This is a genomic window from Lachnoclostridium sp. An76, from assembly GCF_002161355.1.
GTDB lineage: Bacteria > Bacillota > Clostridia > Lachnospirales > Lachnospiraceae > Mediterraneibacter > Mediterraneibacter caccavium.
In genome coordinates, this window is record NZ_NFHL01000001.1 from 883,034 (window position 1) to 908,499 (window position 25,466).

Here is a 25,466-nt window from a genome sequence, read left to right on the forward strand (position 1 = left end):
CCTTATGCCATCATGACCATACATGCTTTCCCACAAAACGCGATCCCATATTTAATGATCTTCTTCATGCCGCAGCGCTTCAGGCCTTCCGCGTATTTCTTTTCTTCAATCTGCCTGAGTGCTTCCCTGCATGCCGCTTCCAGGTTCCCATCATCCGCATATTTCAGTTCGATCACCATCCCGACCCGGTCCGGTGTCTGAATAGAGATGTCGCTGTATCCTTCCCCGGTCTCCGCATTGGACTTGACCAGCCAGCTCCCCTGGCTGCGCAGAAGCCCAAGGAGCATACCATGATAGAAGTTTTCTTTCATATTCCTTCGCACTGCCGTATCCCGCACGCTGATGGAGTCCCACAGATAATCGCTGAGCATCTCCTGGATCATGGACACATCCTCCTCCAGGAAAGCCGTACAAAAGCGGTTGATCCTGGTTGAATCTGCCCGCGTTATTTCCTGAAACCAGTCTTTTATCAGGTCAATGAACAGATCCCTTACCTCCCGGTTCGGCAATGCCAGCTCCATCTTCTTTCCAGGCACTCTCCTGCGGCATGTCAGGTACCCGGTGGAATAAAGGACACTCCAGATATTATCAATGGAATCCTCTATCTCCCGGTAAGTCAGTTCCTGACGGATAGTTTTTGTGACCGTTCCTCCGTTGATCAGACACTCGACATCATTTTTTGTGCTTTGGTCCGCTTTCTTCAGCAGGCGTCGGATCAGATCGTTCCCGCTGGTATTGGCCCAGTAGTTTTCCGGCTCAGCGTCCGGATCTGCCATCAGCTCATCGCAGTAATTGATCACATCCCAGGGACAATATACGTCCGTATCTCCAAAACGATACCCATCATACCAGTCCCGGATCACACCTTTGTAAGAAGACAATCCATAAAATTCCAACAGCTCATCCACATCCGAATTGGTAAAACCGAAGTACTCATCATACCGAACATCAGAAATCGTGTGGACTTTCAGGTTGTTCAGCCCCGTGAAGATACTTTCTTTAGAAATCCTGAGGCATCCGGTAAGTACAGCGAAATACAGGCTGTCATTCGTCTTCAGGGCATTTCCAAGCACATTTCGCATGAGCGATAACATCTCATCATAATATCCACTCTGAAATGCCTTATCCAAAGGAACATCATATTCATCGATCAGAAGAATGACTTTTTGTCCAAAATGCCTGGACAGAAGCTGAGAAAGGGTTTTCAGGCTGGCCGCTGCTACTTTCTCCGTCATCGTATAAATCCCGCCTTGTGACGCCCCTACCTCTGTCAGCTGTGCATAGGATTCTTTTTCATCATCAGTCAATCTGTCACTGCTGTTTAAAAACCGGAATCTTGCGGCTTCATTCCCGATGATCGTCCGCAATGCCGCTGAAGCAGACTCAAAGTCACGTCCATCCACACTTTTCAGGCTGATGGAGATCACAGGGAATTTTCCCATATATTTCTCACACAGTTCTTTTTCCTGCATGATCTTTAAACCGTCAAAAAGCGCCGGATCAGCCCCTACCTCAAAAAAGCATTTCAGCATGCTCATATTCAGGCTTTTTCCAAAGCGTCTTGGACGCGTAAATAAGTTTACCTCTCCCCAGTTTTGCAGCAGTTCCTTAATAAACAGAGTTTTGTCTGCATAATAAAAATCATTCGTCATGATCTTTTCAAATCCATCGATGCCAATGGGAAGTTTCTTCTTCACTTTCTCCACGCTCCTTTCAGATGACAGTGACACGAAATGACCAGCGATCAGGCTGTCATGCTATGCCATCACGACCATACATTCTTTCTCGCAGAATGCGATCCCATATTTAATGATCTTCTTCATGCCGCGGCGCTTCAGGCCTTCCGCGTATTTCTTTTCTTCAATCTGCCTGAGTGCTTCCCGGCAGGCCGCTTCCAGGTTCCCATTATCCGCATATTTCAGTTCGATCACCATCCCGACCCGGTCCGGTGTCTGGATAGAGATGTCGCTGTATCCTTCCCCGGTCTCCGCATTGGACTTGACCAGCCAGCTCCCCTGGCTGCGCAGAAGCCCAAGGAGCATCCCATGATAAAAGTTTTCCTTCATGTTCCTGCGCACGGCTGTGTCCCTCACACTGATGGAATCCCACAGATAATCGCTGAGCATCTCCTGGATCATGGACACATCCCCCTCCAGGAAAGCCGTACAAAAGCGGTTGATCCTGGTTGAATCTGCCCGTGTTATTTCCTGAAACCAGTCTTTAATCAGGTCAATGAACAGATCCCTTACCTCCCGGTTCGGCAATACCAGCTCCATCTTCTTTCCAGGCACTCTCCTGCGGCATGTCAGGTACCCGGTGGAATAAAGGACGCTCCAGATATTATCAATGGAATCCTCTATCTCCCGGTAAGTCAGTTCCTGACGGATAGTTTTTGTGACTGATCCGCCGTTGATCAGACACTCGACATCATTTTTTGTGCTTTGATCCGCTTTCTTCAGCAGGCGTCGGATCAGATCGTTCCCGCTGGTATTAGCCCAGTAGTTTTCCGGCTCTGCGTCCGGATCTGCCAGCAACTCATCGCAGTAATTGATCACATCCCAGGGACAATATACGTCCGTATCTCCAAAACGATACCCATCATACCAGTCCCGGATCACACCTTTGTAAGAAGACAATCCATAGAATTCCAACAGCTCATCCACATCCGAATTGGTAAAACCGAAGTACTCATCATACCGGACATCAGAAATCGTGTGGACTTTCAGGTTGTTCAGCCCCGTGAAGATACTTTCTTTAGAAATCCTGAGACACCCGGTAAGTACAGCAAAGTATAGACTCTCATTCGTCTTCAGTGCATTTCCCAACAAGTTACGGATGAGATTTAACATCTCATCATAATATCCACTCTGGAATGCCTTATCCAAAGGAACATCATATTCATCGATCAGAAGAATGACCTTCTGCCCATAATGCTTTTCAAGAAGCTGCGAAAGCATTTTCAAACTTGCTGCCGCCATACCTTCTGTCATGGTATAGAGTCCACCCTGTGCACGTCCTACCTCTGTCAATTGTGCATAAGCGTCTTTGTCATCATCAGATAGATTAGCGCTGTTCCTTAAGAAATCAAATCGTCTTGCTGCATCCCCGATCAGTGTCCGCAATGCTACCGATGCCGACTCAAAACTCAGTCCATCCACACTTTTCAGGCTGATAGAGATCACAGGGAATTTTTCCATATATTTCTCACATAGTTCCTTTTCCTGCATGATCTTTAAACCGTCAAAAAGCGCCGGATCAGCCCCTACTTCAAAAAAGCATTTCAGCATGCTCATATTTAGGCTTTTTCCAAAACGTCTGGGACGGGTAAACAGATTCACTTTGCCCCAGTTTAGCAAGAGTTCCCTGATAAACAGGGTTTTATCTACGTAGTAGAAATCTTCTGAAAAAAACTCTTCAAAATTTTCAATCCCTACAGGGAGCTTTTTTCTCACTTTTTCCACACTCCTCTCCAATGGCAGTGGCATGGGGTGACCGGCGATCAGGCTGTCATGCTATACTGTCTTCTTATACGGTCTTCTCTATGCATTTGTATTATAATGCAGATGGAATACCATTACAATCAGCTTTCTTTTCTATCATTTTTCACTTGCGTTGAAGACGGAAATATCGGTTTGATCTTTTCCCATTCGTTCGTTTCCTTCCCTGTCATTTTTTCCAGCTCTTCTGCCAGAAGTTTCTCCGGTTCATCCGCATTTTCATATTTCCCAATCTCACATTGACAGTAAATGATCTCCCTTTTCATCTCCTCGCAATACATCCTGTAATGCTCCCACTTCTCACGATATTTCAGCCCATTGGTCAGACCCGTTGCCGCGGTAACACAGCCCATCAATAAAACAGCCGCTGCCCCGGCAGCATCACTTTGACACATTTGAAGCGCCGATGCAAGCACAGGAAAAAACAGCCCGATCATCATACAGCCTTTAAATAAATATTTATACTTTTTTGCTCTGGTTGCGTATGTGTACAACTCATGGGCAATTCTTTTCTTCAGTTTTTCGTTCTGCACATCATTGATAAGCTCAAAAATGTACTTCTCGTCATCTCTCAAAGTTTTTAACTGTTTTACCCTATCTTCTTTCATAAAACATCTTTTTCCTCAAGTAACTGATTAAAACATTTTGCTGCTTTCTATAACGTTTGCGTCCTGCTGAAAAGAATAATATACGGATCTATGTACTGTGACTGCATCTTTTTCGCCAGATCCAGATAGTGTTCCTTTCTTCTGTGATCTGGAGATCACTGTCATGCATCGGCTTCGCCAGCGGTCTTCTGCCCCTCACTAAGTGCTCTGACAGTCAAATATCTCATTCCAAAATTCCTTCTTAAAATATTCCAGAAGGAACAATGGAATACTGTTTATAACCGCAATTTTCCCAAACGGCACATATTTCTCTTTCTGCATATGGTATAACCTGACCTGTCCCATCTCATTTATAAACTTCTCTCGTTGAGGGACACAATAAGTATTGTAAATTATACAATTGACTTTACAGGCCGCATTGATACATAATTCATACCACTTTCTGCGATCCAGTTTACGAAAATCCTGATATATCCGCATATCATGAACTGATCGTTTATAATCTTTGATATCCGCGAGATTGATCGTACAATTCCGATAACACAACTCTTCTTTCGGTGGGTTATTATCCCGAAGTGACTCCACCATAGGATAATTAATATAGAGTTTCCCTAAATCTGTTTCTTCCGAAAATGTCTCCAGCATTTCCTCCAATATGTCACCAACACTCTCTTCAGACCCGCTCAGATTATCCTGATGTCCGTCATAATCAAAAAACAGATAAATCTCCATAAAATCATTTCTCTGATATCCTTTTAGTACTTTTGCAGCTTCAGCATTATACTCTCGTACCACTTCTATCAGATCCGTTTGAAATTCATCTTTTTTCAGCTGCTTCCAGAGCATATAGATATTTTCGCCGGCCGGAAACATAATCGGGACCAACTCCGATATATTGTCGAAAAATGTATGATTAAGATTATTAACTAACTGACGTTCGGTTTTCTCGCCTTCATAAATAATTGCTATGTATTTTTTAGTCATCAAATGCTCCTGCATTATACATCTTCTGTAAATTATGTGCTTTTCTTAATTCCTTTGGTGTTGCTTCGCTAAATGATTTGATCCCGCCATTTTGGATCCTTAAATAGCAGTCAGGCCTCAGCAGATCATTTGTCATTATATCTGTATTATGTGTTGTTAAAATACTCTGAGTATTTGGAAGGCTCAACAATTCATTAACAACTGCTAATGCAAGATTATCATGATAAAAAGCATCAAATTCATCAATAAAAACAAGAGAAACATTTTCAAGTTGTATCAGCCAATAATAAAAAAGGATCAATGAGCATGTTCCCCGTGAAGCAATACTATAAAAATTGACTTCCCGATCTCCAAATCTACAGTATAGCTGCTTTTCTCCCTCTATTTCTTTAGCAACCAATTCGTAATGTATCCCTAATCTGTCCAAAAATTCCTGGAACTGTTTTACACGCCCCCGTTCGATGATCCCCTGTGCAAGCTTCTCTGATCCCGTCAGATATCCCTGATAATCATTCTTTTCCAAAGAGCTGAACCAGAGCATGTCATCAACAAACTTCATGAATTTTATAAAGATCAAATTTGTACTATTTTTTTCCAGAACAGTATTATTAAAAACGTATTTTACAAAAGAAATGTTCTTTTCCGTAAGATCTGTATTTAATGTCTGTGCGCCTTTCAACAGTACATTTCCTTCATGGCTGCTAAAGTCATACCATAACAAAAGCTCTTTATTGATCCATATTTTCTCCTCCAATAATTCCTGAGCAGACTGTTTTTTATATTGATACTTCAGAGTTCCCTCTTCAAACTCAAATTCATAGCAAAACTCCGTCACAGCATTCTTTTTTTCAAGGTTCCCATACAATCGATAAAAGTTTAAGTTTTTTTCTTTATCTGTAAGATGCAGAATAATATCAAACAGTCCATAGCCAAGATTACTCTTTCCGCTTGCGTTTTCGCCATAAATAAGCGCTGTTTTTACTATTTTATTGCGGATTGCTTTTGTACTGAATTCATAATTATTTACCTTTGACAGATCCAGAACCAGTTCATCTTTAAAATTCTTAAAGTTTTTTAGTGTAAATTTTCTCAGCATATTCTGACATCCCTTCACAGCATTAATATATTTTTTATTAGTATCCATATATTATTTTTATCTTACAATATAAAAAAAAAGTTTACAACAGTTGCCGTAAAAAAAATACAGCACTTTGTTATAAACTTTTATTCCTCATCAAAATATCCTTTTACAAACAAATTTTTCAGCTGCTCTACTGACCGTAGTTCTTTCTCCAGACAATCAGAAGCCGGCAGCAGATTACCATTTTTCATAAAATAGTACTGTCCCAGATTTCCATATATATCATTGATCCACTTACTTTTTCTGACAGCTACGATTGCCTGATGCCGGAAGGATAAAATAGCATCTATCAGCATCTCAGGATTCAGCATTCCATTATATTCAAGATCATCGACAATGAGCGTCATATTCTCCGGCTCTTTCATGATCATTTTTTCTATATCAATCTCTTTTGTTTTCAGAACATCTTTATATAAATTTTCCTGCAGTGCTGCTTTACATTCCGGTATGATAACCCTAAATTCACGAAAAAGATACTCTTCAAACATGCAAATAACGTTGTATACAGCTGTTCTTTTCTCGTATGTGCGGCATACCCGAAAAATATCCATCGCCTCATAGAGTACATCAGCACATTGAAACGAAAATCCAAACTGCGGTATCACAACAGAAGCATGTCCCACCTGTCCCCTGTGGTCTCTGTCATACTCATAAATCAGATCAAATCCCTGACTGGAAAAATGATAATAAAACCGTGGGCTTTTTTTCCCTCTGCTGTCAGGGCAAAACTCTATAATATCTCCCAACGCCCTGCATAAATTAGTTTTCCCTGAGCCGCATATTCCATATATAAATGAGACTCCCTTCTGCAAAACTACTGGGGCTGCCATATTCAGATTATAGTAATTTTTCACACCAAAAGCATGCAGCATCTATAAACTCCTAAAACTTATATTATTAATTTATATGCTGTTCTTCTGGAAAAATGACTATCTTTTCGGCCCTATTTCCTCCAAACCATCTTATCAACCACCCCTGTATAACTCTGGATGATCTTCACGACCTTGGTGCTCACATTCTCTTCCACATAATCCGGCACCGGGATTCCGTAATCCCCGTTCTCATTCATCTCCACCGCTGTCTCCACCGCCTGGATCAATGACTTCTCATCGATCCCAGCCAGGATAAAGCACGCCTTGTCAAGAGCTTCCGGCCGCTCTGTGGACGTCCGGATACATACTGCCGGGAATGGATTCCCGATAGAGGTAAAGAATGAACTCTCCTCCGGGAGCGTACCCGAATCCGATACAACTGCAAAAGCATTCATCTGCAGATGATTGTAATCATGGAATCCAAGAGGTTCGTGCTGCATGACCCTTTTGTCCAGCTCAAAGCCAGACTGCTCCAGCCGCTTTTTCGAACGCGGATGGCAGGAATACAGGATCGGCATATCATACTTCTCCGCCATCTTATTGATCGCATTAAATAAAGACAGGAAATTCTTCTCTGTATCAATATTTTCTTCACGGTGTGCAGACAGCAGGATATATCCTCCCGGTTCCAGGTCAAGCCTTTCCAGGATATCTGACTGGCGGATCTCATCGAGATTCTGATGCAGCACTTCTGCCATCGGTGAGCCTGTCACGTATACTCTTTCCTTCGGCAGGCCGCACTCATGCAGATACTTGCGGGCATGTTCCGAATATGCCAGATTTACATCAGAGATAATGTCCACGATCCTGCGGTTCGTCTCCTCCGGCAGGCACTCGTCCTTACAGCGGTTTCCTGCCTCCATATGGAAGATCGGGATATGCAGTCTCTTCGCCGGGATCGCGGAAAGGCATGAATTCGTATCCCCCAGTATGAGCAGCGCGTCCGGCCTTGTCTGCACCATCAGCTTATAAGAAGCATTGATGATATTCCCGACCGTTGCCCCCAGGTCATCCCCGACTGCGTCCATATATACTTCCGGGTCGTCCAGTTTAAGGTCGCGGAAAAAAACTCCGTTCAGATTATAATCATAATTCTGTCCCGTATGCGCGAGGATCGTGTCGAAATATTTCCTGCATTTATTGATCACCGCACCGAGGCGGATGATCTCCGGTCTCGTTCCCACAATGATCAGAAGCTTCAGTCTTCCGATATCTTTAAATTTGATTTCTGAATAATCTGTTCTCATAACTCCTCCTGCTGTCTTTCATCCACATTTTTATCTCACACAGGCTCGCCAAAAGTATCCGGGTGCTCCGGGTCAAAAGGCTCGTTCGCCCACATTACAGTGACCAGGTCTTCTGTGTCTGAAAGATTGATAATATTATGCGTATACCCCGGGATCATCTCCACAACCGTGATCTCGTCTCCGCTCACCTCATAATTGATAACAGGGTAAGGCTCTCCATTTTCATCTGTCCCTACCTTCCGGAGCTGGATCAGCCCTTTCCCCGAAACAACGACAAACTTCTCATTCTTCGTATGATGCCAGTGCTGTCCCTTGGTAATACCAGGTTTGCTGATATTGACCGATACCTGTCCGCGGTCTGCGGTCCGCAGGATTTCTGTAAAACTGCCTCTGTCATCCTTATTCATCTTCAGTTTATACGAAAATCCATCTGCCGGCAGATATGACAGATAATTTGCATACAGGCGCTTCGTAAATCCATCGCTCATATCCGGCACAGAAAGGTCTGATCTGCTTTCTTTAAAGCTATACAGAAGATCCACGATCTGTCCCAGCGTCACCTTAAACGTCACCGGGCAGAAACAGAATTCTCTCACCCCGCCATCCGGCAGCGTCTGGCTGCACCGATGTTCTTCGCCATTCAGTGCCAGGATCATCTCCTCGATCAGGTCATCGATATAAAGCAGCTCCAGCTCCGTCTCCCGGTCATTTACCGTGATCGGCAGGCCGTTTGCAATATTATTGCTGAACGTTGCCACTGCTGAATTGTAATTCGGACGGCACCACTTGCCAAACAGATTCGGGAAACGGTAGATCAGCACTTTTGCTCCCGTCTCTTCGCTGTATTTTCTGAAAAGTTCTTCCCCGGCAAGCTTGCTCTTCCCATATTCACTGCCTGCATAGCGGCCTTCCAGGCTCGCCTGGATGCTGCTGGACAGCATGACAGGCGCTTTGTTGCCGTATTTTTTTAAAGTCTCCAGAAGTTTAGATCCGAATCCGAAATTACCTTTCATGAATTCTTCCGGATCTTTCGGGCGGTTCACGCCTGCCAGATTAAATACAAAATCCGCCTCACGGCAGTATGTATCCAGATCTTCTGGTGAAGAACTGATATCATATTTATAGATTACAAGGTCTGACGGCTTGTCCAGCCCTTTGATCTTATGTACCCTGTCTTTGCCATCCCGGATATTCTCCAGGGCGGCTGTAAGATTTTTCCCTACGAAGCCGGCAGCTCCGGTAATAAGTATTTTCATGGAATGTACCTCTCGTTATCTTAATTTGCAAGATCTATTCGATCTATTGATCATTTTTTTCTTTCCACTCTTCCAGTTCATCCCTGATATACTTCAGACTCAGCAGCTTCTCTTTCACCTGCTCCACATCCAGGAGTTCTGTATTATTGGAATTAAACTCTGTCAGCGGATTTCTCTCTACGTCTCCGTCTTTGAAATACTTATCGTAATTCAGATCTCTCTTGTCGCAGGGCACACGATAGAAATTGCCCATATCAACCGCATTCGCGCATTCCTCGTTCGTAAGGAGAGTCTCGTACATCTTCTCCCCGTGGCGGATACCGATCACCTTGATCTCATCATCCGAGTGGAACAGCTCTTTCACCGCCTGCGCCTGTACCTCGATCGTACATGCAGGAGCCTTCTGTACCATAATATCCCCTGATTCAGCATTCTGGAATGCGAATACTACCAGCTCCACCGCTTCTTCCAGACTCATGATAAAACGAGTCATGCTCGGCTCTGTCACAGTGATCGGATTGCCGCTCTTGATCTGCTCGATCCAGAGCGGGATCACAGATCCTCTGGAACACATAACATTACCATAACGGGTACAGCAGATACTCGTCTTCTCCGGGGAGACAGTACGGGATTTTGCCACGATAACTTTTTCCATCATCGCCTTGGAAGTTCCCATGGCATTGACCGGATAAGCAGCTTTATCCGTAGAAAGGCAGATTACCTTTTTAACTCCGGCTTCAATCGCAGCAGTCAGCACATTCTCTGTGCCCAGTACGTTTGTCTTCACCGCTTCGATTGGGAAAAACTCGCAGGACGGTACCTGCTTCAGCGCAGCCGCATGAAAAATATAATCCACACCGTACATCGCATTCTTTACCGACTGGAGATCGCGGACGTCTCCTATGTAAAACTTGATCTTGTTGCTTGCTTCCGGATATTTCACCTGATATTCATGACGCATATCATCCTGCTTCTTCTCGTCACGGGAGAAGATGCGGATCTCACCGATATCAGTGTCAAGGAAACGGTTAAGGACTGCGTTTCCAAAAGAGCCGGTACCACCGGTGATCAGAAGGGTTTTGTCTTTGAAAATTGTACTCATAGTTTATAGTCTCCTTTTCATCTTTTAAGTTTTTTATATAATTTTTTGTAAGTCTCCATCTTTTCTGGCATAATAACGTCCCTCATAGATATCATTCAAAACCGCATATTTCTGTTGGTCTGCCATAGTTTCTCACTTAATCCCATATAACTCTTTGATTCTTTCCAGTTCCTTCCAATCGCTATCCAATCTGCTTTTAGGCAGAGCTTCTTGTTCTGTATTGATCGTGAGATTTTCTACAAGATTCCCAAATTTTTCATAGCCTGACGGAATCATATCCCATCGCTTTGCTTTGCCTGTCATTTGTATAAGTTTTTTTACTTTAGAAAAAGGAACAGCTGTCATTTTTCTCGCCTGATCATCAGAAATTATCTTTTCTTCCAACAGGCGAAGCACCATTGCCTTATAGGGGACCGCAAAAATGTCCATAAGTGTGAGGATATCATTCATTTCTATTGCTTCCTTATTGATCTGATAAATCCTGATCTGCTGTTCAAGTGCATCTACCGGCACCAGAAGGATACCGGCAAATGCATTCGCTTCCATTTCTTCCTCTTCCGTAGCTCCAGCATCGATCGTGGCAGCCTTTAAAATAGATCCTCTTTTTATCAACTCAGGATTATCCTCTTCCAAAAAACAGCGTATATGATATAATTCATGTGCTGCTGCGAAAATTTGTTTAGACATTGGAATACCGGAATTCATCATAACAAAAATACGCCCGCTGCGGATAAAAGTACAAGCACATAATTCCGGATCACGGATCGGGAAACGCAGCCATTCTAAAGGCATTTCCTTTGTCCGCGCATAGTTCTCGATCACAGCAAAAATATCATCCTGGATAATGTTCTGACCGATATAATAACTGGAAAATCCCGCGGAAATCTCCCTGATCTGTTCAAATCTTTTTGCATCTGCTTTGTATAAAATACTATCAAATAGTAAAGCCACTCTTACATCTCCCATTTTTCAGACATAACTTTTGCATTTTCCCGCACATTGGCATGAAAGATAATCATATCTGCCAGTTTATCCGCTGTGCGCAATGCCTCTCTGGCCTCTTCTGAGCCAACTTTCCCCATAAAAGCCCTCATAACATCTATCTCTGTTGACTCTGTTGGAGTTTTTAATAAATCATCCATTGTAATATGAAAAAAATCTGCAATTTTATGAAGTTCAGCAATACTGATCAACCTGGTTCCATTCAACATTTTGCTCATAATCTGTTTCGATACATGAATTGCATTTGCCAGATCGATCTGCTTCGTATTATTCTTTTTCATCTGCTCAATGATGTTATTAGCAACTACAATATCAATATCCTGCATCATGTCACCTCCATGACTCATTTTCTTTGATTGTATTATATGCTAACGCATTTCATTGGTCAATATTTTAAAGACTATTCCCCCTTATAGTTTTAATTTTTCATTTTGAGTCTCTATTATAAAGATATTTTCTATATTCTCTTTCCCATCTCTTCCCAAATATATATTGCTTATCTGTACCCATAACAGTCCAGCCTTCTACGCCATCACCACCAGGCATTCTTTCTCGCAAAATGCGATCCCATATTTAATGAGCCTCTTCATGCCGCAACGTTTCAGACCTTCCGCGTATTTCTTTTCCTCAATCTGCCTGAGTGCTTCCCGGCATGCCGCTTCCAGATTCCCATCATCCGCATATTTCAGTTCGATCACAATCCCCACTCTGTCCGGCGTCTGGATAGAGATGTTGCTGTAACCCTCACCGGTCTCCGCGTTGGACTTTACCAGCCAACTGTCCTGGTTCTGCAAAAGCCCGAGCAGCATCCCATGATAGAAGTTTTCCTTCATATTTTTCCGCACAGCCGTGTCCCGCACACTGATGGAATCCCACAAATAATCTCCAAGCATTTCCTGGATCGTATCCGTATCACCATCCGGGAATGCCGCGCAGAAGCGGCTGATTCTTCCATGGTCTGCCTGAGTCATTTCTTCAAACCAGTCCTTTACCAGATCGATAAACAGATCCCTTACCTCCCGGTTCGGCAATGCCAGCTCCATCTTCTTTCCAGGTACTCTCCTGCGGCATGTCAGGTACCCGGTGGAATAAAGGACGCTCCAGATATTATCAATGGAATCCTCTATCTCCCGGTAAGTCAGTTCCTGACGGATTGTTTTTGTGATCGTTCCACCATTGATCAGACACTCGATGTCATTTTTTGTGCTTTGGTTCGCTTTCTTCAGCAGCCGCCGGATCAGATCATTCCCGCTGGTGTTGGCCCAGTAATTCTCTGGTTCAGCGCTCTTATCTTTCAGCAGGATCTGGACATACTTTATAACGTCCCACGGACAGTACACAGATGTATCTCCAAAACGATACCCATCATACCAATCCCGTACGGTGTCATGGAAATTATCCAGTCCGTAATAATCCAAAAGTTCTGTCACCTCATCTTCTGTGAATCCAAAACTATCGCAGAAATAGGGATCTGACATGGTCATTACGTTTAAATTATTCAGCCCTGTGAAAATGCTTTCCTTTGAGATCCTGAGACACCCGGTAAGTACAGCAAAGTACAGGCTGTCATTCGTCTTCAGCGCATTTCCAAACAGATTGCGGATGAGAGATACCATCTCATCATAATATCCGCCCTGGAATGCCTTGTCCAGCGGGACATCATACTCGTCGATCAGCAGGATAGTTTTCTGGCCATAATGCCTGGCTAAAAGGCGAGAAAGTGTCTGAAGACTTGCTTCTGCCATTTTTTCTGTCATCGTGTAAATTCCGCCTTGTGATGAACCAACCTCTGTCAGCTGTGCATAGGCCTCTTTTTCGTCATTCGTCAATCTGTCACTGTCCTTTAAAAAGCGGAATCTTCCGGCCTCATTCCCGATCACCGTCCGTAATGCTGCAGACGCTGACTCATAATTTAAACCATCCACGCTTTTCAGACTGATGGAAATCACAGGGAACTTCCCCATGTATTTTTCACACAGTTCTTTTTCCTGCATGATCTTCAGTCCATTAAACAATGCCGGATCTTTCCCTGCCTCAAAAAAACATTTCAGCATGCTCATATTGAGGGACTTGCCAAAGCGTCTGGGACGGGTAAACAAATTTACCTTTCCCCAGTTCTGTAACAACTCTTTGATAAACAAAGTTTTATCTACATAGTAAAAGTCTTCAGATGAGAATTCCTTAAAATTTTCAATTCCAATGGGAAGTTTTTTTCTCATCTCCCCACACTCCTTTCCGACGCTGGTGACATAGCGCAGCTCCCAGGCTTTCACGCTGCTGTTTTCTGATTTTTCCGGTTTTCAACCAATATTTCTATCTCTGATGAATGAGCCTCGATCACAAGCATTCTTCTGTATCCGTGTCCTTCTGAATGGCGCTCAAAAGCCTCTCTGCCTTGCCTCCCGTATCGCTGTACAAATAAACTCTTCTGATGACAGACAGTCCATCACCGTAGAAGTTTTCACATGTTCCTCATCATGATACTTCCAGGCCTCAAAACGCAGTTGATCACTCAGTTCAAACCGGCTTAGCAACAGGGTCACTGTCATTATCCTGCCAAGCCCGCTTCTGACAGTTTCCAGTTCGTTGATATATGGATCGATTTCCCGTGGTCGTGGATCAAGACCGAATCTTATTTCCGTATAATGACCATCCCATAATCTGGTAACTACAGTATTTTCTATATTTTTGTAGAATTAGATTGGAAAATCCAGTTTACTTTCATTATTTAATTCACTACGATGAGATTCCATTTCTCCTATAAACCCTTGATAAATTCCCATCTCTCTAATTTCATCTATCCACTGATAAATTTTACTTCTATTATACATAGGATTTCCGTTTTGATCCTTTTTCTTTTCCAATGCTAAAGCTAGTAATGCATACTCATTTTCAAGATATGTAGAAAACACTCCTTGATCATCTGTATTTATTGAGACTAGTGCTTGAGGACACATAGCAATCTTTTTCTGGTCATTTTCTAAGCTTTTATTATAAAACTTGATAATCGGATGGCTATCATACCTCTTAAAACTGCCGATTAAATAATTGGAAGATGGATTTGTCTCTATTCCAATTCCCTTCTGAGCAATATATTCCAATAACCTTTGTTGAACTTGTTCTAAACACTGAACTAATCTTGTACTTACTTTTACTTCAATATCTTCTTCGCCGATTTTTCTTGCTCTTTTATTATAATGGTACATAAAATACAAATAAGTACACTCTGGATTATACCTGATGTCAAATTCATCTGTATCTTCCGCATTTACAGCATAATAATTCCATAAAGAATCTTCAAAATCTTTATGCATAAAAAAACCATTTTCATAACACTCCGGATCATCTCCTCTTAGTTTCCAGGAGTTGTAATATGTAGATATATGGAATTTATAATTTCCCCGACCATAAACATAAAATCCATCCCTGTACGCATCAACAAACTCATCTTTACGAGACACAACATACTCTCTGAAATATTGCCTTGCGTTATGAATCACCTCATTCATAAAAGGTTCATTTAAATTCGCCCCATAAATTTCTTGAAATAATTCCTCATATGTTTTTTCCAGAAGCACTGCCACGTCTTCATATTCTACCAGACCAAATTTTTGTATCTGATAATATAACCAAACAATATTATCCAGATAGTTCTGCTTCGATAAACTTACAATGTAATTTCGCCGTCTATACCATTCTACAATGTCTTCTCCAAGTACTAAACCATGCCCAATTCGATCTCCCCGCTCCAAATTACAAAATCGAATAACCTCGTCTATCGCTCTTAGTCCATCAATTATATCTTCACAATCCTCTCCTACATGATATGTAGTCCTTAGGCGCGGCAGCTTTTCTATATTATCATTTTCCTCCATTTCCAAATAATATTGTTCTTTTTCGCCCTGTGCCTCAAAAAAGACTTCATGATTTTTTAAATATCTATATACCTGACCAAAAACTTCTGGCCTGCAAGGGATTTCTGCTGAGCAGGCATCAATACCGTGAATTCGTCTCGCCACCTCATAATTATTTTTTCGCAATTCAGCTATGGCTATGGCCTGACTTTTTATTTTTTTTCTAAATTTATAATGCCGGTATTGTATGTCCCCATCTGGGAGATTTTCCGCCTTTTCGTCTTTCTCTTTGACAAAATGGAATACATAAAAGTATTTATTCCTATCCTTTGCATTAATTTTATTATCAAGTCTAGTTATATAATCAGCATCTTCTTTAGCCGTCTTTCTCGGCGATACTCTTGCCTCCAAAAAGCGAATCGGTTGGTTCTCCACAGTATCCCTCACTGCCATTTGAAGATATATATCTTCCATTTTAGTATCTTCCACAAAATCTTCTTTCCTATTTTGATAATTCAAGAAATTATCAAATCCAATATTATGATTCACCTGTATCAATTCCGAGCGAATATAAATTTTTATTACCAAATAAGCATAGAACCAATTTTTATATTTCTCATACGTTGTTGAATAAGAAAATATTTCTCTGAACATGGTATAAAGGAACCATCTTTCCCCTCCTAAAATTTCGTTACATCCGCTTACAGATGATTCTCTCCCCCTTTTTCTCAATGCATTCAATGCATAATCCAAAGATGCATTGTCTTCTCTTGAAAACAAATCATCTATTTGGAATTCTCTGATCTGTCTTTGTAAATTTGCAAGATAAAATTCAATATCATCTTCTGACGATTCCAGCAGCCTCTGAACCACTCTTTCAGTAAATTGATCATACAATTCATAAAATATCCTTTGTTCAAAAAACATTTTAAGCTGTTTTAGATTATAACGTCTGTGACCAAGATCTCTTAGAAGTGTCTCCTTATCTTCGTATCCATTTGCCCGAATCAGTGCCTCACTCATTTTATAGATAACCTCATTCGGATATACATAATGATCCTTAATATCCAGGAATTTTCCCGTAAGTTTTGCATAAAGAAAACATCTCAAGAGTGCTGCTTTCCACCAATAAATAACAAGCGTATCATCTGAATATTCGGTCTGATAACGGCTTACTAAACGCTCTTTTTCATACTTTTTCAGTTTTTTAAAAAATTCTTTATTTGTCACGTCATTCATAAGGTTAATCCACGAGAGTGGAAACTGGGGAGCTGAACCTTTTAAGTGAAAATGGTTTTCTGCCATCCCTTGTCCCAGAATACGATTCAAATATGCATTATTATGTCCTATAACCGGTCTCCAATAAAATTGCTCTCTCTTTCTAAAATGATGCAGATCATTATAAGCCAGAAAAGAAGTAGTAAATATATCCTCATCCAATTCATGAGATGTCATTCTCCATCTCAAAAGATTCTCATAACGACAAACAGGAATCCCATCATATTCAATTAGCACATGCATAGCAAAAACACGTACAACATGAAACACGTTCATTTTATGCGATATTTGCCTATACGCCTTTCCTTCCAGCCAGTTTGTCTGCCGTTCATACTCGTCTCGCAAACAAGAATATAGATTATGTAACTCCGTATTAGAATAGTCATTTGCATAATATGTAGACAATCTCACAAATGACTCCTCACTGAAATCATCGTATGTAAGTTTATTTGTCAATATGGCTTTAGGCGGTATTTTCCCCAACATTATGCTCAACATTTTTCTAATATTATCCATATGCTATATTCTCCATAATACCTAATTTATTGAAAGGAAGTATCTACTTCCCCCATCTCATTCTGAGAAATTGCAACTTTATATACGCTTATTAAAGCAGAAGAATCCTGATCTGGCGCAGAATCTCTTTCTACCACATTTTTCAACCAATCAACTACAGGACACTCTCGAAAAATTTCCGTATAACCACATTTTTTTTCCACTTTCAAGTTATTTTTATAATACTCATCAACGTCTTGTAACTTTTTCTCAATCACATTTAAATATGACTTAATTGGCACTTTAATCTTTTCTTCATCCCCATAAATTGAAGTATCCCTTTTAATTTCAAGGTCTTGCGCCAAGTTCATCAACAATTCAATGTTATTGAACGGGAATGCCATTGTAGTATTATACTTATCTTTCCAATCATCAAATTCTTTTCGAACACTATATTTTAAATAGTCTTTTTCTTTCAATTCTTTTTCAATCTTGGCAAAAATTCTATCATATTTTATACAGTTAAAAAAGAAACTTGAAACGCTAAAGGACTTATCACAATTAAATAATTGAATTTTAATCGACTGCTTTGAACCGGTTGTATTAGCAGATTCAGTTGGTAGAATATTTATATATTGCTCTGTATCCTCATCTGCATTACAAAACATAAATATAAGCATCTGAATATCCCTAAAATATTTCTTATTGTCCTTTTCGTTGTCTTCAGTTTGATTTTCTATTATATAATCATTAGTAAATACATAACCACTTCCACACTTAAGTTCAAACCTTCCAATATCCAACGGGACGCCCATGTTCTCAGACATAAATTTAGGAAATATTTCGGATTCCCATGGCCCGAGTACTTCTCCATGCAAAATATAATCAATATATTTATTCCATCTTTCCGATTTATCTTTTTCATATTTCTGTAAAACAAAAAGACGTGATAACAGCATAGAATAATATGCTTTAATCCAGTTTGTAAATCCCCTGTTCTCCCGGCTTTCTTTTTCATACAAATGAAGCATATATAACATGCAACCAAAATCTCCGTATCTCACCAGCGAATTCCCTAACAAATGTAATTGAGAACTACAAAAATCAATTACATACTGATTCTTGTCTTTAAAAGATATTTCTCCTATCCTCTCTATAAGATGCTTTTCCTGTTTATTTAAGGGCTTCTGCAAATATTTATTTAATATCTCATTCCAAAACCATGTATAGTTTCCTCTTAATTCTCTTCTCTTATTGTCATCCAGATCCTTTCCTTCAAACTGTAAGATATCCGGCAGATCATGAAGATCCTTTGTAATTGCATTTATCATCCGCAATGTTGATGGCTCTAAGTAATGTATTTCTTCACTAATCGGATCTACACAAAGCCCCAATTTATTATACATATTTCTTAATATCAGGTCTTTCCCTGTAAAACCTTCCCCTTGTTCGTCCTCATTATATGCATATTTTATTTCATCATATATAATCCCTGTTCGATTCTTTATCCCTGGCATAAAAACTTTCTTTCCCAAAGGAATGATTTTTTCCAGGTATTCCGTTCCAAGTCGCATGCTTCTTTGATATATTTCTTCAGCATCTTCGCTCGGACATTTTATTGAATATTCATTTACAAAATGTTTTTGGCAGACTCTTTCCATTTGTTCGTAATCAATAGCAAGCAATACTATTACATTTGGTATCATAAAATACCGCTGGATCTTTTCCAGCATATCGAAACCTTTCGATGCATTCATATCCATATCATCAATGGTAATAACAAGATATCTGTTCTGCGGATATGTCTGATCCATGATCTCAGAATACTGCATTATATCCAAATACTGACTTACTAATTTCTGAAATGCCTCTTTTATATTCTGACTAAAAGACAGCTTCTTTAAAGGATCCAATGAAATGCCGCCATCCTGTCTGAAAATGTCCGATTTATTATTCAAATTTTTAAGACCGGCATACACATTATTGAAACAGCGATAAAGTTCACGTTTTTTATAATCATAATCATTTCTTCTCTCAAGGGCTGCTTCCTGATCCAACTCCATAAATTTTTTGAGCATCTTTACCAGAACCAGCTCCAGCAAATCTTCATCCTGTTCCAGCAAAGCCGCATCTATATACTCAAGCCCTGTAAACATGACCTTTTCATCATCTTTATCAGTAACACGATACTCATCTATTTCTGCTCTGGATATTAGCTTATAATAGTCTTTAAGATATTCCAGATACGAAAGCATTGCCGATGTCTTTCCAGATCCCCGCCTCCCTACAAAAGCCAGGACATTACAGATCTGTTGTCTATTTCTGTATTCTGTTCCGCTCTTTTTATAGTCCTCATTTAACTGGTGATTTCTCTCCACTATTTCACGAACAGCAAAACTGGCTTTTGAATACTCTTCACTAAATACAGAATTTTCGAAACTATCTACCGCTTCGTAACGCACCCCATATGCATATCCCAATTTTACTATTTTTTTATCTTCTGTCATTTTTCTCATCCCTTTTTCATTATCCTATTTTTGACAATCTATTATATTTGACAATCTGCCCTTCATTAAATCTTTTAATTTTGATTGATCTTTTATTGTAATAAATTTTTCTAAATCATCAAAGAACCGATTATTTTTTTGAGCGAACCACATAACCTCATTCATCCTCTCATTATATTTTTCCACCAATTTAGGATTCTTTAGTATCCGGCTCCATATCAATCCCTTGCTCAAATAAGATTTGTATAAATACTCCGCCTCCAATGGTGTAAGTCTGCCTCTGTCTTTTCTATACTCCAACATTTCTATTATTCTGTCATATAAATCAAATGCCTGACCTATCTCTTCTCTTTTTTCACACAACTTAGCCAATTTATATAAGGGCCTGAAAAAATATTGATTCTTTCTATAGGATGCTATATAGCAGTTTTCCGCCTTTTCATATTCCCTGGTTTTCCAAAAATACTTACCAAGTTCATAGACTAATTGATAGTCATTAGCTGCATTAAAATCACAATATAAAGACATAAACGAAGTAGAATAATACTCCCCGCCAATAATATCTGCACATAAATTTCCTACTGCGGAATACTCACCATATTCAGCAAATAATTTTTCAGCCTGCTGGCTCAGCTTATAATCACAGGGCTGCTTTAATTTTTGGTTGACATCGTTCATTCTCCATTTAATAAATAGTTCGATATACCACGAGTGAAATTTATCGTTTTTAATAATATCGTTTTTCATTACCTTGTACAGGGCAAGCTTATATATTTCATAGGCTTGCTCAAGTAATTGAGGATCTTTATATATACATTGATGATAAATATGTGCAGCTAATAGATCTGTCCAATTATATTCTCGAGCTATTTCTTTCAAAACAATATCCGAATCGTAAAGGACATCAATCAAGGAGTACAAAATTTCCAAATTATAATTAGAATATTTTTTTAAACTGTCAATACATAAAGTATTATGATCCAACTCACCACAATCCTTAAGTTTCATCACAAAAACATCTTTAGTATTGTCAATACCCTCTATAAAATTTATCCATCGCTCTGTCCCTAAATATAGATATTTACATTCTTTTTTCTTTTGTTTTTTTGGTTTATTTAAAGCATAAAGACCAACTTCAATACCACATAGATGAAAAAACAGCTCCAACCAGAGTGCCAGCGCCTGTTTTACAGACTCATATACAATAATAATATTATTCATTTTTTCTTTTCTCCAACTCCTCTACTAAATCTTGCAAAAACTTATTCAAACTTTCTTTTCTATTCGTCATTGGAGACAATACCGTTCTTATACCTTTTGTTTGTGCTAGAACTCGAGACCGTATATCATCTGGTTTGTCAACAAAAATATAAGATTCCGGTACCTTCTGGTCTTTCATCGTCCGCCTGATTCTGTAAAGCAAAAGTTTTATATTGATATCACTAAGGCTATATCCCAAAAACAATACACTTCTTCCCATTATATCTGACTGCAAACAGATATCCATAAAAGAATTGAAATCCATTCTCTCATAATATTGTTCCTCCGACAGTACAATTGTATTATCGTGATCAATATCACCGTGAAACTTCATGTATCTACCTAATTTATCATCTCTTGTTATAAAACTATCCAAATCAAAAACCGTTTCATATCTTGGATATATATCATCTAAATTTTGACTTCTTTCAAAACAATTATCAAAATTTGTAGTATAGATAACAGGCAGATTCAATCTGCGTATATTTGAATAAATCTGGTTATTTTTAAGGATCTCATCGTCAACTTTCCACTTTCTTTTCATAAGTTCTGTGAAAACATTGATGCCTTTATTCAGTTTAAAAAATTCAGCTAACATCAAATAATCATCTGAATTCAAAAAAACTTCTTCGTCATAAGTCAACTCTTGCCCCATTTCTTCAACTAACTTTCTCCAGAACGGTAAGCCTGCCGCAGCAGCTGACACACCTGCTCCCAAAAACAATACCAGTCTTTTTTCGACTATTTGGTCTACTATTTTAGAGATATTTTTTTTATACTCATCGTCCGAAGATTCTGGAAGAGGCTTTTTTTTCAAATGTTGAATTAATTGCTTTATAGCATCAGCTCTCATAGAAATTGTATTTTTTTCTTCTTCATCAAGATCAGCAAATGTATCGTCATAGCCATCCGGTCGGAAAATCTGATCCCAGCCAAATCCTTTTTCCTTTGTCTTCTTTTCTACAATTTCTCCGTGAATTTCATTGCTGAAAAAATAGTAAATATTTTTCCCATCACAATACGCCAAGCTGGTAGAAACTTTTGCTCTGCTCCCCTTAAAATATTTTATAATGACCTCATTTCCCATAACTTCAAAAAAAACCGAAGATAAGGAGCCGGGTAATTCTCTTAATTTCTCTAAATAGATGGACGTAATATCAGTTATAAGCGGACGCTGAAGTTCTCGATACGCCTGTTTAATTTTATCTCGTAAAACATCTTTTTTTTCTAAACTTTGTACTTCTAAAATTTCTTTTTCAAATTGAATCACCTCATAATCCATACCGTGTAGTTCAAAAATCTGTTTTACTTCCTTCACTTTTTGAGGATTCGCTGTAACATAATAAATTCTCTTCATTGAAATACAACCTTTATCCTTTTGTATTTTATCTCTATATCTACAGTATTTTTTGTAGAAATCTCTTTTATCAGCATAAACTTCTGCGCAAACACACATTTGGCTATATATAGTATATGATTTGAAAAGAGAAATTTCAGGCAAAATCCTGTTATTTTTACGTAAATATATGCAATCATTGTACCACATCAATCGTACACGGTAAATCCCCAGTCCCCGTATACGAAGAATGGGCGTCCAGCGAATAATAAGAGTTACATGTGGTCTACCGGACGGGTATAGTAGCTCAGTTGTCAAGACAAAAATCTAAGATTTTTATAATGAACTGATATGGTGGATAAGTTACGGGGAACAGGAGTAGGATGTTGAAATACTCCAGTTCCCATATATGCTAAGCTACATAGGGCAACAACATTGCCGGATAGTAGCATTCAGCCGGTGTCTTGTATTCAATCATATACGGTAAATCATAAGTACCAGCGTATTTTTTGACCGCCGTTCCCGGCGGCCGGTTTATACATTTGTTGTTTTTGTTTTGCTCCGGCAGATTTCCTGCAGCTGCCCTGACCATGGAAGCAGATCTTCCATAAAACGGTAATCCGTATCTTCCTGATGGTCCTTCATCACAGTCAGGACGTATTCCAGATAGCGGAAGGGATTCAGGTTATTCGTAAACGTCAAATCCTACGCCCCTCATAAGTCATGCGCCGCTGTTCATTGGCGGCGCTTGCTGTAACATTCTGCTGGAAGTTCTTTCGACCATGGCATGATCGACTCCAACATTGCTTCATCTATATTTCCGTCTTTATCTTTTCGCTTTATCAGCTCTGTCAGCAGATACCGGATATAATAATAAACATTCAGGTTATTCGCCCGGGCTGTCTCCGTGATGCTGTAAATGACCGCACTTGCCTGCGCACCTCTGACTGTATTGATCGTCACCCAGTTTTTCCGGCCAACTGTAAAATTCCGCAGCGCGCGCTCACTGGCCGAATCATCGATCGGCACTTCCCCATCCGTAAGAAATACTTTCAGATATTCTTCCTGATTCAGGCTGTAATTCAATCCTTTTGCAGTTTCTCCCTTCGGGAGGACCGTCTGGTCAGAACAGATCTCTCTGACCCACGCGAAATATTCCTCAACCAATGGCTTGATTGAGGCCTGCCGTTCCTTCAGGCGTTCTTCCGCAGTCAGTCCTTTTAAGGCTCCCTCCAGCTTATAGATCGCCCCGATCCTTACCAGTGCTTTATACGCAATGGAAGATCGGATGGCTTCTTCATTGCCTTTCCCGATCGCCTTGATCGCATTGGCAAAATGACGCCTCGCATGCGCCATGCAGTTCGCATTGGTCACCCCTTCCAGTTCCCTTGCCAGCTTATGGTATTGTTCCAGTCCATCCGTCATCAGGACTCCTTTGAAGTCTTTATAATACTCTTTGGGATGGCTGCTGTGCCTGGTCTTCTGGTACTCGTACGCAACAATCTTTGGACCTGGACTGAGTTCACCGGTGAGATGCACCCACATATAGCTTTTACTGCCTGCAGGTCTGCCGTCATGGATCACTTCTACCGTTGTTTCATCACACTGGTTGACATGAACTTCCAGCTGACGTTTTTTCATCCAGTCGTATACCGGCTGGAAATATCGTTCCGCTGTCCAGACCGTCCAGTTTGACATGGTCTGTTTCGATAACTGAAGCCCATTTGTCTGAAAATCTCTGGAAATACGATCCAGGGGATTACTGTTCACGTACTTCGCATTGATGATCGCCGCTTCCAGAGAAGGGGTGGCAATACTCCCTCTAAACAAAGTGGAAGGATGGTCTCCCCGCAGGAATTCATCCTGATGGAGTCCATCTGTACCAACATATACCTTTACGATATGTTTCTCTGCGATCCACTTCGCAGGTTCGAACCGCAGCTGCCAGTAAACCTCATCCGGCATGCTTTTATAATTACTTTCACCAAAGGTTTTGATCAATTCCTCCTCCGGAACATCATGGGGGATTTCTTCCTGCGGGAACTCCTTCAGGTCTTCCTCTTTCTGTCCTTTTTTCTTTGCGCGGCGTACAGGTTTCAGTTCCAGACAGATGGTTTCCTCTATTGTTGGCTCTGGCGCGTCTTCCGCGCAGTTCGCTTCCGCTTCGTTAAAAAAGGAGAGCTGTCCTGCAATCTCGTCCAGTTTTTCTGTATGCCGTCCGAAACGCTGCTGGTTTGCCAGGCGGATCTGCTCGATCAGATTTTCATAATCATGCTCCAGCTTATCCAGACGGTCCTGCATCTGAAAAATGACACTGTCTTTTGTCTCCATATCCATGTTTTTCAGTTGTTCGGGTGTAAATTTCTGACACATACTGACGACCGCCTTTCCTGTAAAAAAGTATACCAGAAAGTGCGCACTTGCGCCAATCACGGAAGAAAGGCAATCCGTCATTTTGCCCTGTTTTCTGGCATGTCCAGCTTTGGACTGGCCGCCTGTAAAATATAGGATTCTCAAACTTTGCCTGTCCCCGGAAGTATCGCTGCCAGGCTCTGCTGCTGCACTAGGAGATACCTTCTACGCCTCTGGAACACTGATTTTCAGGCGGATAAAAGAGAAGAAAAATTTCTCTGTTTTGCACAATCAGTTCAATATATTTTTTCGGGCGCCACCTCTTTCACCCTGAGATCCAGCGGGTTAAGCCCCATCATCAGGTAATGGAACTGCTCCTCCGTAAGATCGGCTGCCTCCTGTGTATTCCTTGGCCAGGACATCCGCCCGTTTTCGAATCTTTTATACAAAAGCAGAAATCCCGTCCCCATCCAGAGCAGTCCTTTACAGCGGTCGGACCGCTTGCCGCAGAAGAGGAAAAGTGTCCCTTTTTCAAATGGTGCAAACAGCCACTTTCTGCGGACAGCAGGGCCGCATTTCCCGGACAGTCCGGGCCATATTAAACGGACAGCCTGGGATATCAGCAGGGCAGAGGGTACTCCGCCCCACTGATCAGTATTGATCGGTGTTCCAGAA

The 25,466-nt window shown here is 40.6% G+C and carries 19 protein-coding genes; all 19 read right to left on the reverse strand.

The window, feature by feature from the left end:
* Nucleotides 1-2: 2 nt before the first annotated feature.
* The gene (locus B5G27_RS03975) at nt 3-1,652 is read right to left on the reverse strand and encodes an AAA family ATPase (RefSeq protein WP_242958225.1); all 1,650 of its coding nucleotides are present in this window, start codon (nt 1,650-1,652) and stop codon (nt 3-5) included.
* A 105-nt stretch (nt 1,653-1,757) separates the two neighbouring features.
* Entirely contained in the window at nt 1,758-3,452 is a 1,695-nt protein-coding gene (locus B5G27_RS03980; RefSeq protein WP_442911425.1) for an AAA family ATPase, read from the reverse strand.
* A gap of 128 nt (nt 3,453-3,580) precedes the next feature.
* Complete coding sequence (locus B5G27_RS03985) at nt 3,581-4,105, reverse strand: DUF4231 domain-containing protein (RefSeq protein WP_087177656.1); 525 nt, start codon at nt 4,103-4,105, stop codon at nt 3,581-3,583.
* A 198-nt stretch (nt 4,106-4,303) separates the two neighbouring features.
* Nucleotides 4,304-5,089: a hypothetical protein gene (locus B5G27_RS03990; protein ID WP_087177657.1), complete on the reverse strand. Its 786-nt coding sequence runs from the start codon at nt 5,087-5,089 to the stop codon at nt 4,304-4,306.
* Nucleotides 5,082-6,185, reverse strand: a complete 1,104-nt coding sequence (locus tag B5G27_RS03995) for an AAA family ATPase (protein WP_087177755.1) — start codon at nt 6,183-6,185, stop codon at nt 5,082-5,084. The genes B5G27_RS03990 and B5G27_RS03995 overlap by 8 nt, the downstream gene beginning before the upstream one ends.
* A 128-nt stretch (nt 6,186-6,313) precedes the next feature.
* Nucleotides 6,314-6,601: a hypothetical protein gene (locus tag B5G27_RS15775; protein ID WP_143449636.1), complete on the reverse strand. Its 288-nt coding sequence runs from the start codon at nt 6,599-6,601 to the stop codon at nt 6,314-6,316.
* 572 nt (nt 6,602-7,173) lie between these two features.
* The gene (gene wecB, locus B5G27_RS04005) at nt 7,174-8,349 is read right to left on the reverse strand and encodes a non-hydrolyzing UDP-N-acetylglucosamine 2-epimerase (protein WP_087177659.1); all 1,176 of its coding nucleotides are present in this window, start codon (nt 8,347-8,349) and stop codon (nt 7,174-7,176) included.
* Nucleotides 8,350-8,384: 35 nt separating this feature from the next.
* Nucleotides 8,385-9,605: a capsular polysaccharide biosynthesis protein CapF gene (locus tag B5G27_RS04010; RefSeq protein WP_087177660.1), complete on the reverse strand. Its 1,221-nt coding sequence runs from the start codon at nt 9,603-9,605 to the stop codon at nt 8,385-8,387.
* A gap of 43 nt (nt 9,606-9,648) precedes the next feature.
* The gene (locus tag B5G27_RS04015; protein WP_087177661.1) at nt 9,649-10,707 is read right to left on the reverse strand and encodes a nucleoside-diphosphate sugar epimerase/dehydratase; all 1,059 of its coding nucleotides are present in this window, start codon (nt 10,705-10,707) and stop codon (nt 9,649-9,651) included.
* A 132-nt stretch (nt 10,708-10,839) separates the two neighbouring features.
* Complete coding sequence (locus B5G27_RS04020; RefSeq protein WP_162611181.1) at nt 10,840-11,658, reverse strand: ImmA/IrrE family metallo-endopeptidase; 819 nt, start codon at nt 11,656-11,658, stop codon at nt 10,840-10,842.
* Between the two features lie 2 nt (nt 11,659-11,660).
* On the reverse strand, nt 11,661-12,038 hold the full coding sequence (locus B5G27_RS04025; protein ID WP_242958209.1) for a helix-turn-helix domain-containing protein: 378 nt from the start codon (nt 12,036-12,038) through the stop codon (nt 11,661-11,663).
* A gap of 195 nt (nt 12,039-12,233) precedes the next feature.
* Entirely contained in the window at nt 12,234-13,928 is a 1,695-nt protein-coding gene (locus B5G27_RS04030; protein WP_087177756.1) for an AAA family ATPase, read from the reverse strand.
* Nucleotides 13,929-14,405: 477 nt separating this feature from the next.
* Complete coding sequence (locus B5G27_RS04035; protein ID WP_087177664.1) at nt 14,406-17,357, reverse strand: hypothetical protein; 2,952 nt, start codon at nt 17,355-17,357, stop codon at nt 14,406-14,408.
* Nucleotides 17,358-17,383: 26 nt separating this feature from the next.
* A complete protein-coding gene (locus tag B5G27_RS04040; RefSeq protein WP_162611182.1) occupies nt 17,384-19,843 on the reverse strand; it encodes a P-loop NTPase fold protein in 2,460 nt (819 codons plus the stop codon).
* Nucleotides 19,844-19,867: 24 nt separating this feature from the next.
* The gene (locus B5G27_RS04045; RefSeq protein WP_087177666.1) at nt 19,868-21,064 is read right to left on the reverse strand and encodes a tetratricopeptide repeat protein; all 1,197 of its coding nucleotides are present in this window, start codon (nt 21,062-21,064) and stop codon (nt 19,868-19,870) included.
* Nucleotides 21,057-22,460 (reverse strand): non-canonical purine NTP pyrophosphatase, encoded by a 1,404-nt coding sequence (locus B5G27_RS04050; protein ID WP_162611183.1) that lies wholly within the window; start codon nt 22,458-22,460, stop codon nt 21,057-21,059. The genes B5G27_RS04045 and B5G27_RS04050 overlap by 8 nt, the downstream gene beginning before the upstream one ends.
* Before the next feature lie 513 nt (nt 22,461-22,973).
* Complete coding sequence (locus B5G27_RS15780; protein ID WP_242958211.1) at nt 22,974-23,141, reverse strand: transposase domain-containing protein; 168 nt, start codon at nt 23,139-23,141, stop codon at nt 22,974-22,976.
* A gap of 33 nt (nt 23,142-23,174) precedes the next feature.
* Entirely contained in the window at nt 23,175-24,812 is a 1,638-nt protein-coding gene (tnpC, locus tag B5G27_RS04055) for an IS66 family transposase (protein ID WP_087177757.1), read from the reverse strand.
* Nucleotides 24,813-25,087: 275 nt separating this feature from the next.
* A complete protein-coding gene (gene tnpB, locus B5G27_RS04060) occupies nt 25,088-25,453 on the reverse strand; it encodes an IS66 family insertion sequence element accessory protein TnpB (RefSeq protein ID WP_143449638.1) in 366 nt (121 codons plus the stop codon).
* Nucleotides 25,454-25,466: the final 13 nt, after the last annotated feature.

Coding starts and splice junctions, on each gene's coding strand:
- B5G27_RS03985 (WP_087177656.1), bottom strand. CDS start 4,105: ATGAAAGAAGATAGGGTAAAACAGTTAAAAACTTTGAGAGATGACGAG.
- B5G27_RS03975 (WP_242958225.1), bottom strand. CDS start 1,652: ATGACGAATGATTTTTATTATGCAGACAAAACTCTGTTTATTAAGGAA.
- B5G27_RS04045 (WP_087177666.1), bottom strand. CDS start 21,064: ATGAATAATATTATTATTGTATATGAGTCTGTAAAACAGGCGCTGGCA.
- B5G27_RS03995 (WP_087177755.1), bottom strand. CDS start 6,185: ATGCTGAGAAAATTTACACTAAAAAACTTTAAGAATTTTAAAGATGAA.
- B5G27_RS03990 (WP_087177657.1), bottom strand. CDS start 5,089: ATGACTAAAAAATACATAGCAATTATTTATGAAGGCGAGAAAACCGAA.
- B5G27_RS04050 (WP_162611183.1), bottom strand. CDS start 22,460: ATGAAGAGAATTTATTATGTTACAGCGAATCCTCAAAAAGTGAAGGAA.
- tnpC (WP_087177757.1), bottom strand. CDS start 24,812: ATGTGTCAGAAATTTACACCCGAACAACTGAAAAACATGGATATGGAG.
- B5G27_RS04015 (WP_087177661.1), bottom strand. CDS start 10,707: ATGAGTACAATTTTCAAAGACAAAACCCTTCTGATCACCGGTGGTACC.
- B5G27_RS04035 (WP_087177664.1), bottom strand. CDS start 17,357: ATGGATAATATTAGAAAAATGTTGAGCATAATGTTGGGGAAAATACCG.
- B5G27_RS04040 (WP_162611182.1), bottom strand. CDS start 19,843: ATGACAGAAGATAAAAAAATAGTAAAATTGGGATATGCATATGGGGTG.
- wecB (WP_087177659.1), bottom strand. CDS start 8,349: ATGAGAACAGATTATTCAGAAATCAAATTTAAAGATATCGGAAGACTG.
- B5G27_RS04025 (WP_242958209.1), bottom strand. CDS start 12,038: ATGATGCAGGATATTGATATTGTAGTTGCTAATAACATCATTGAGCAG.
- B5G27_RS04030 (WP_087177756.1), bottom strand. CDS start 13,928: ATGAGAAAAAAACTTCCCATTGGAATTGAAAATTTTAAGGAATTCTCA.
- B5G27_RS15775 (WP_143449636.1), bottom strand. CDS start 6,601: ATGATCATGAAAGAGCCGGAGAATATGACGCTCATTGTCGATGATCTT.
- B5G27_RS04010 (WP_087177660.1), bottom strand. CDS start 9,605: ATGAAAATACTTATTACCGGAGCTGCCGGCTTCGTAGGGAAAAATCTT.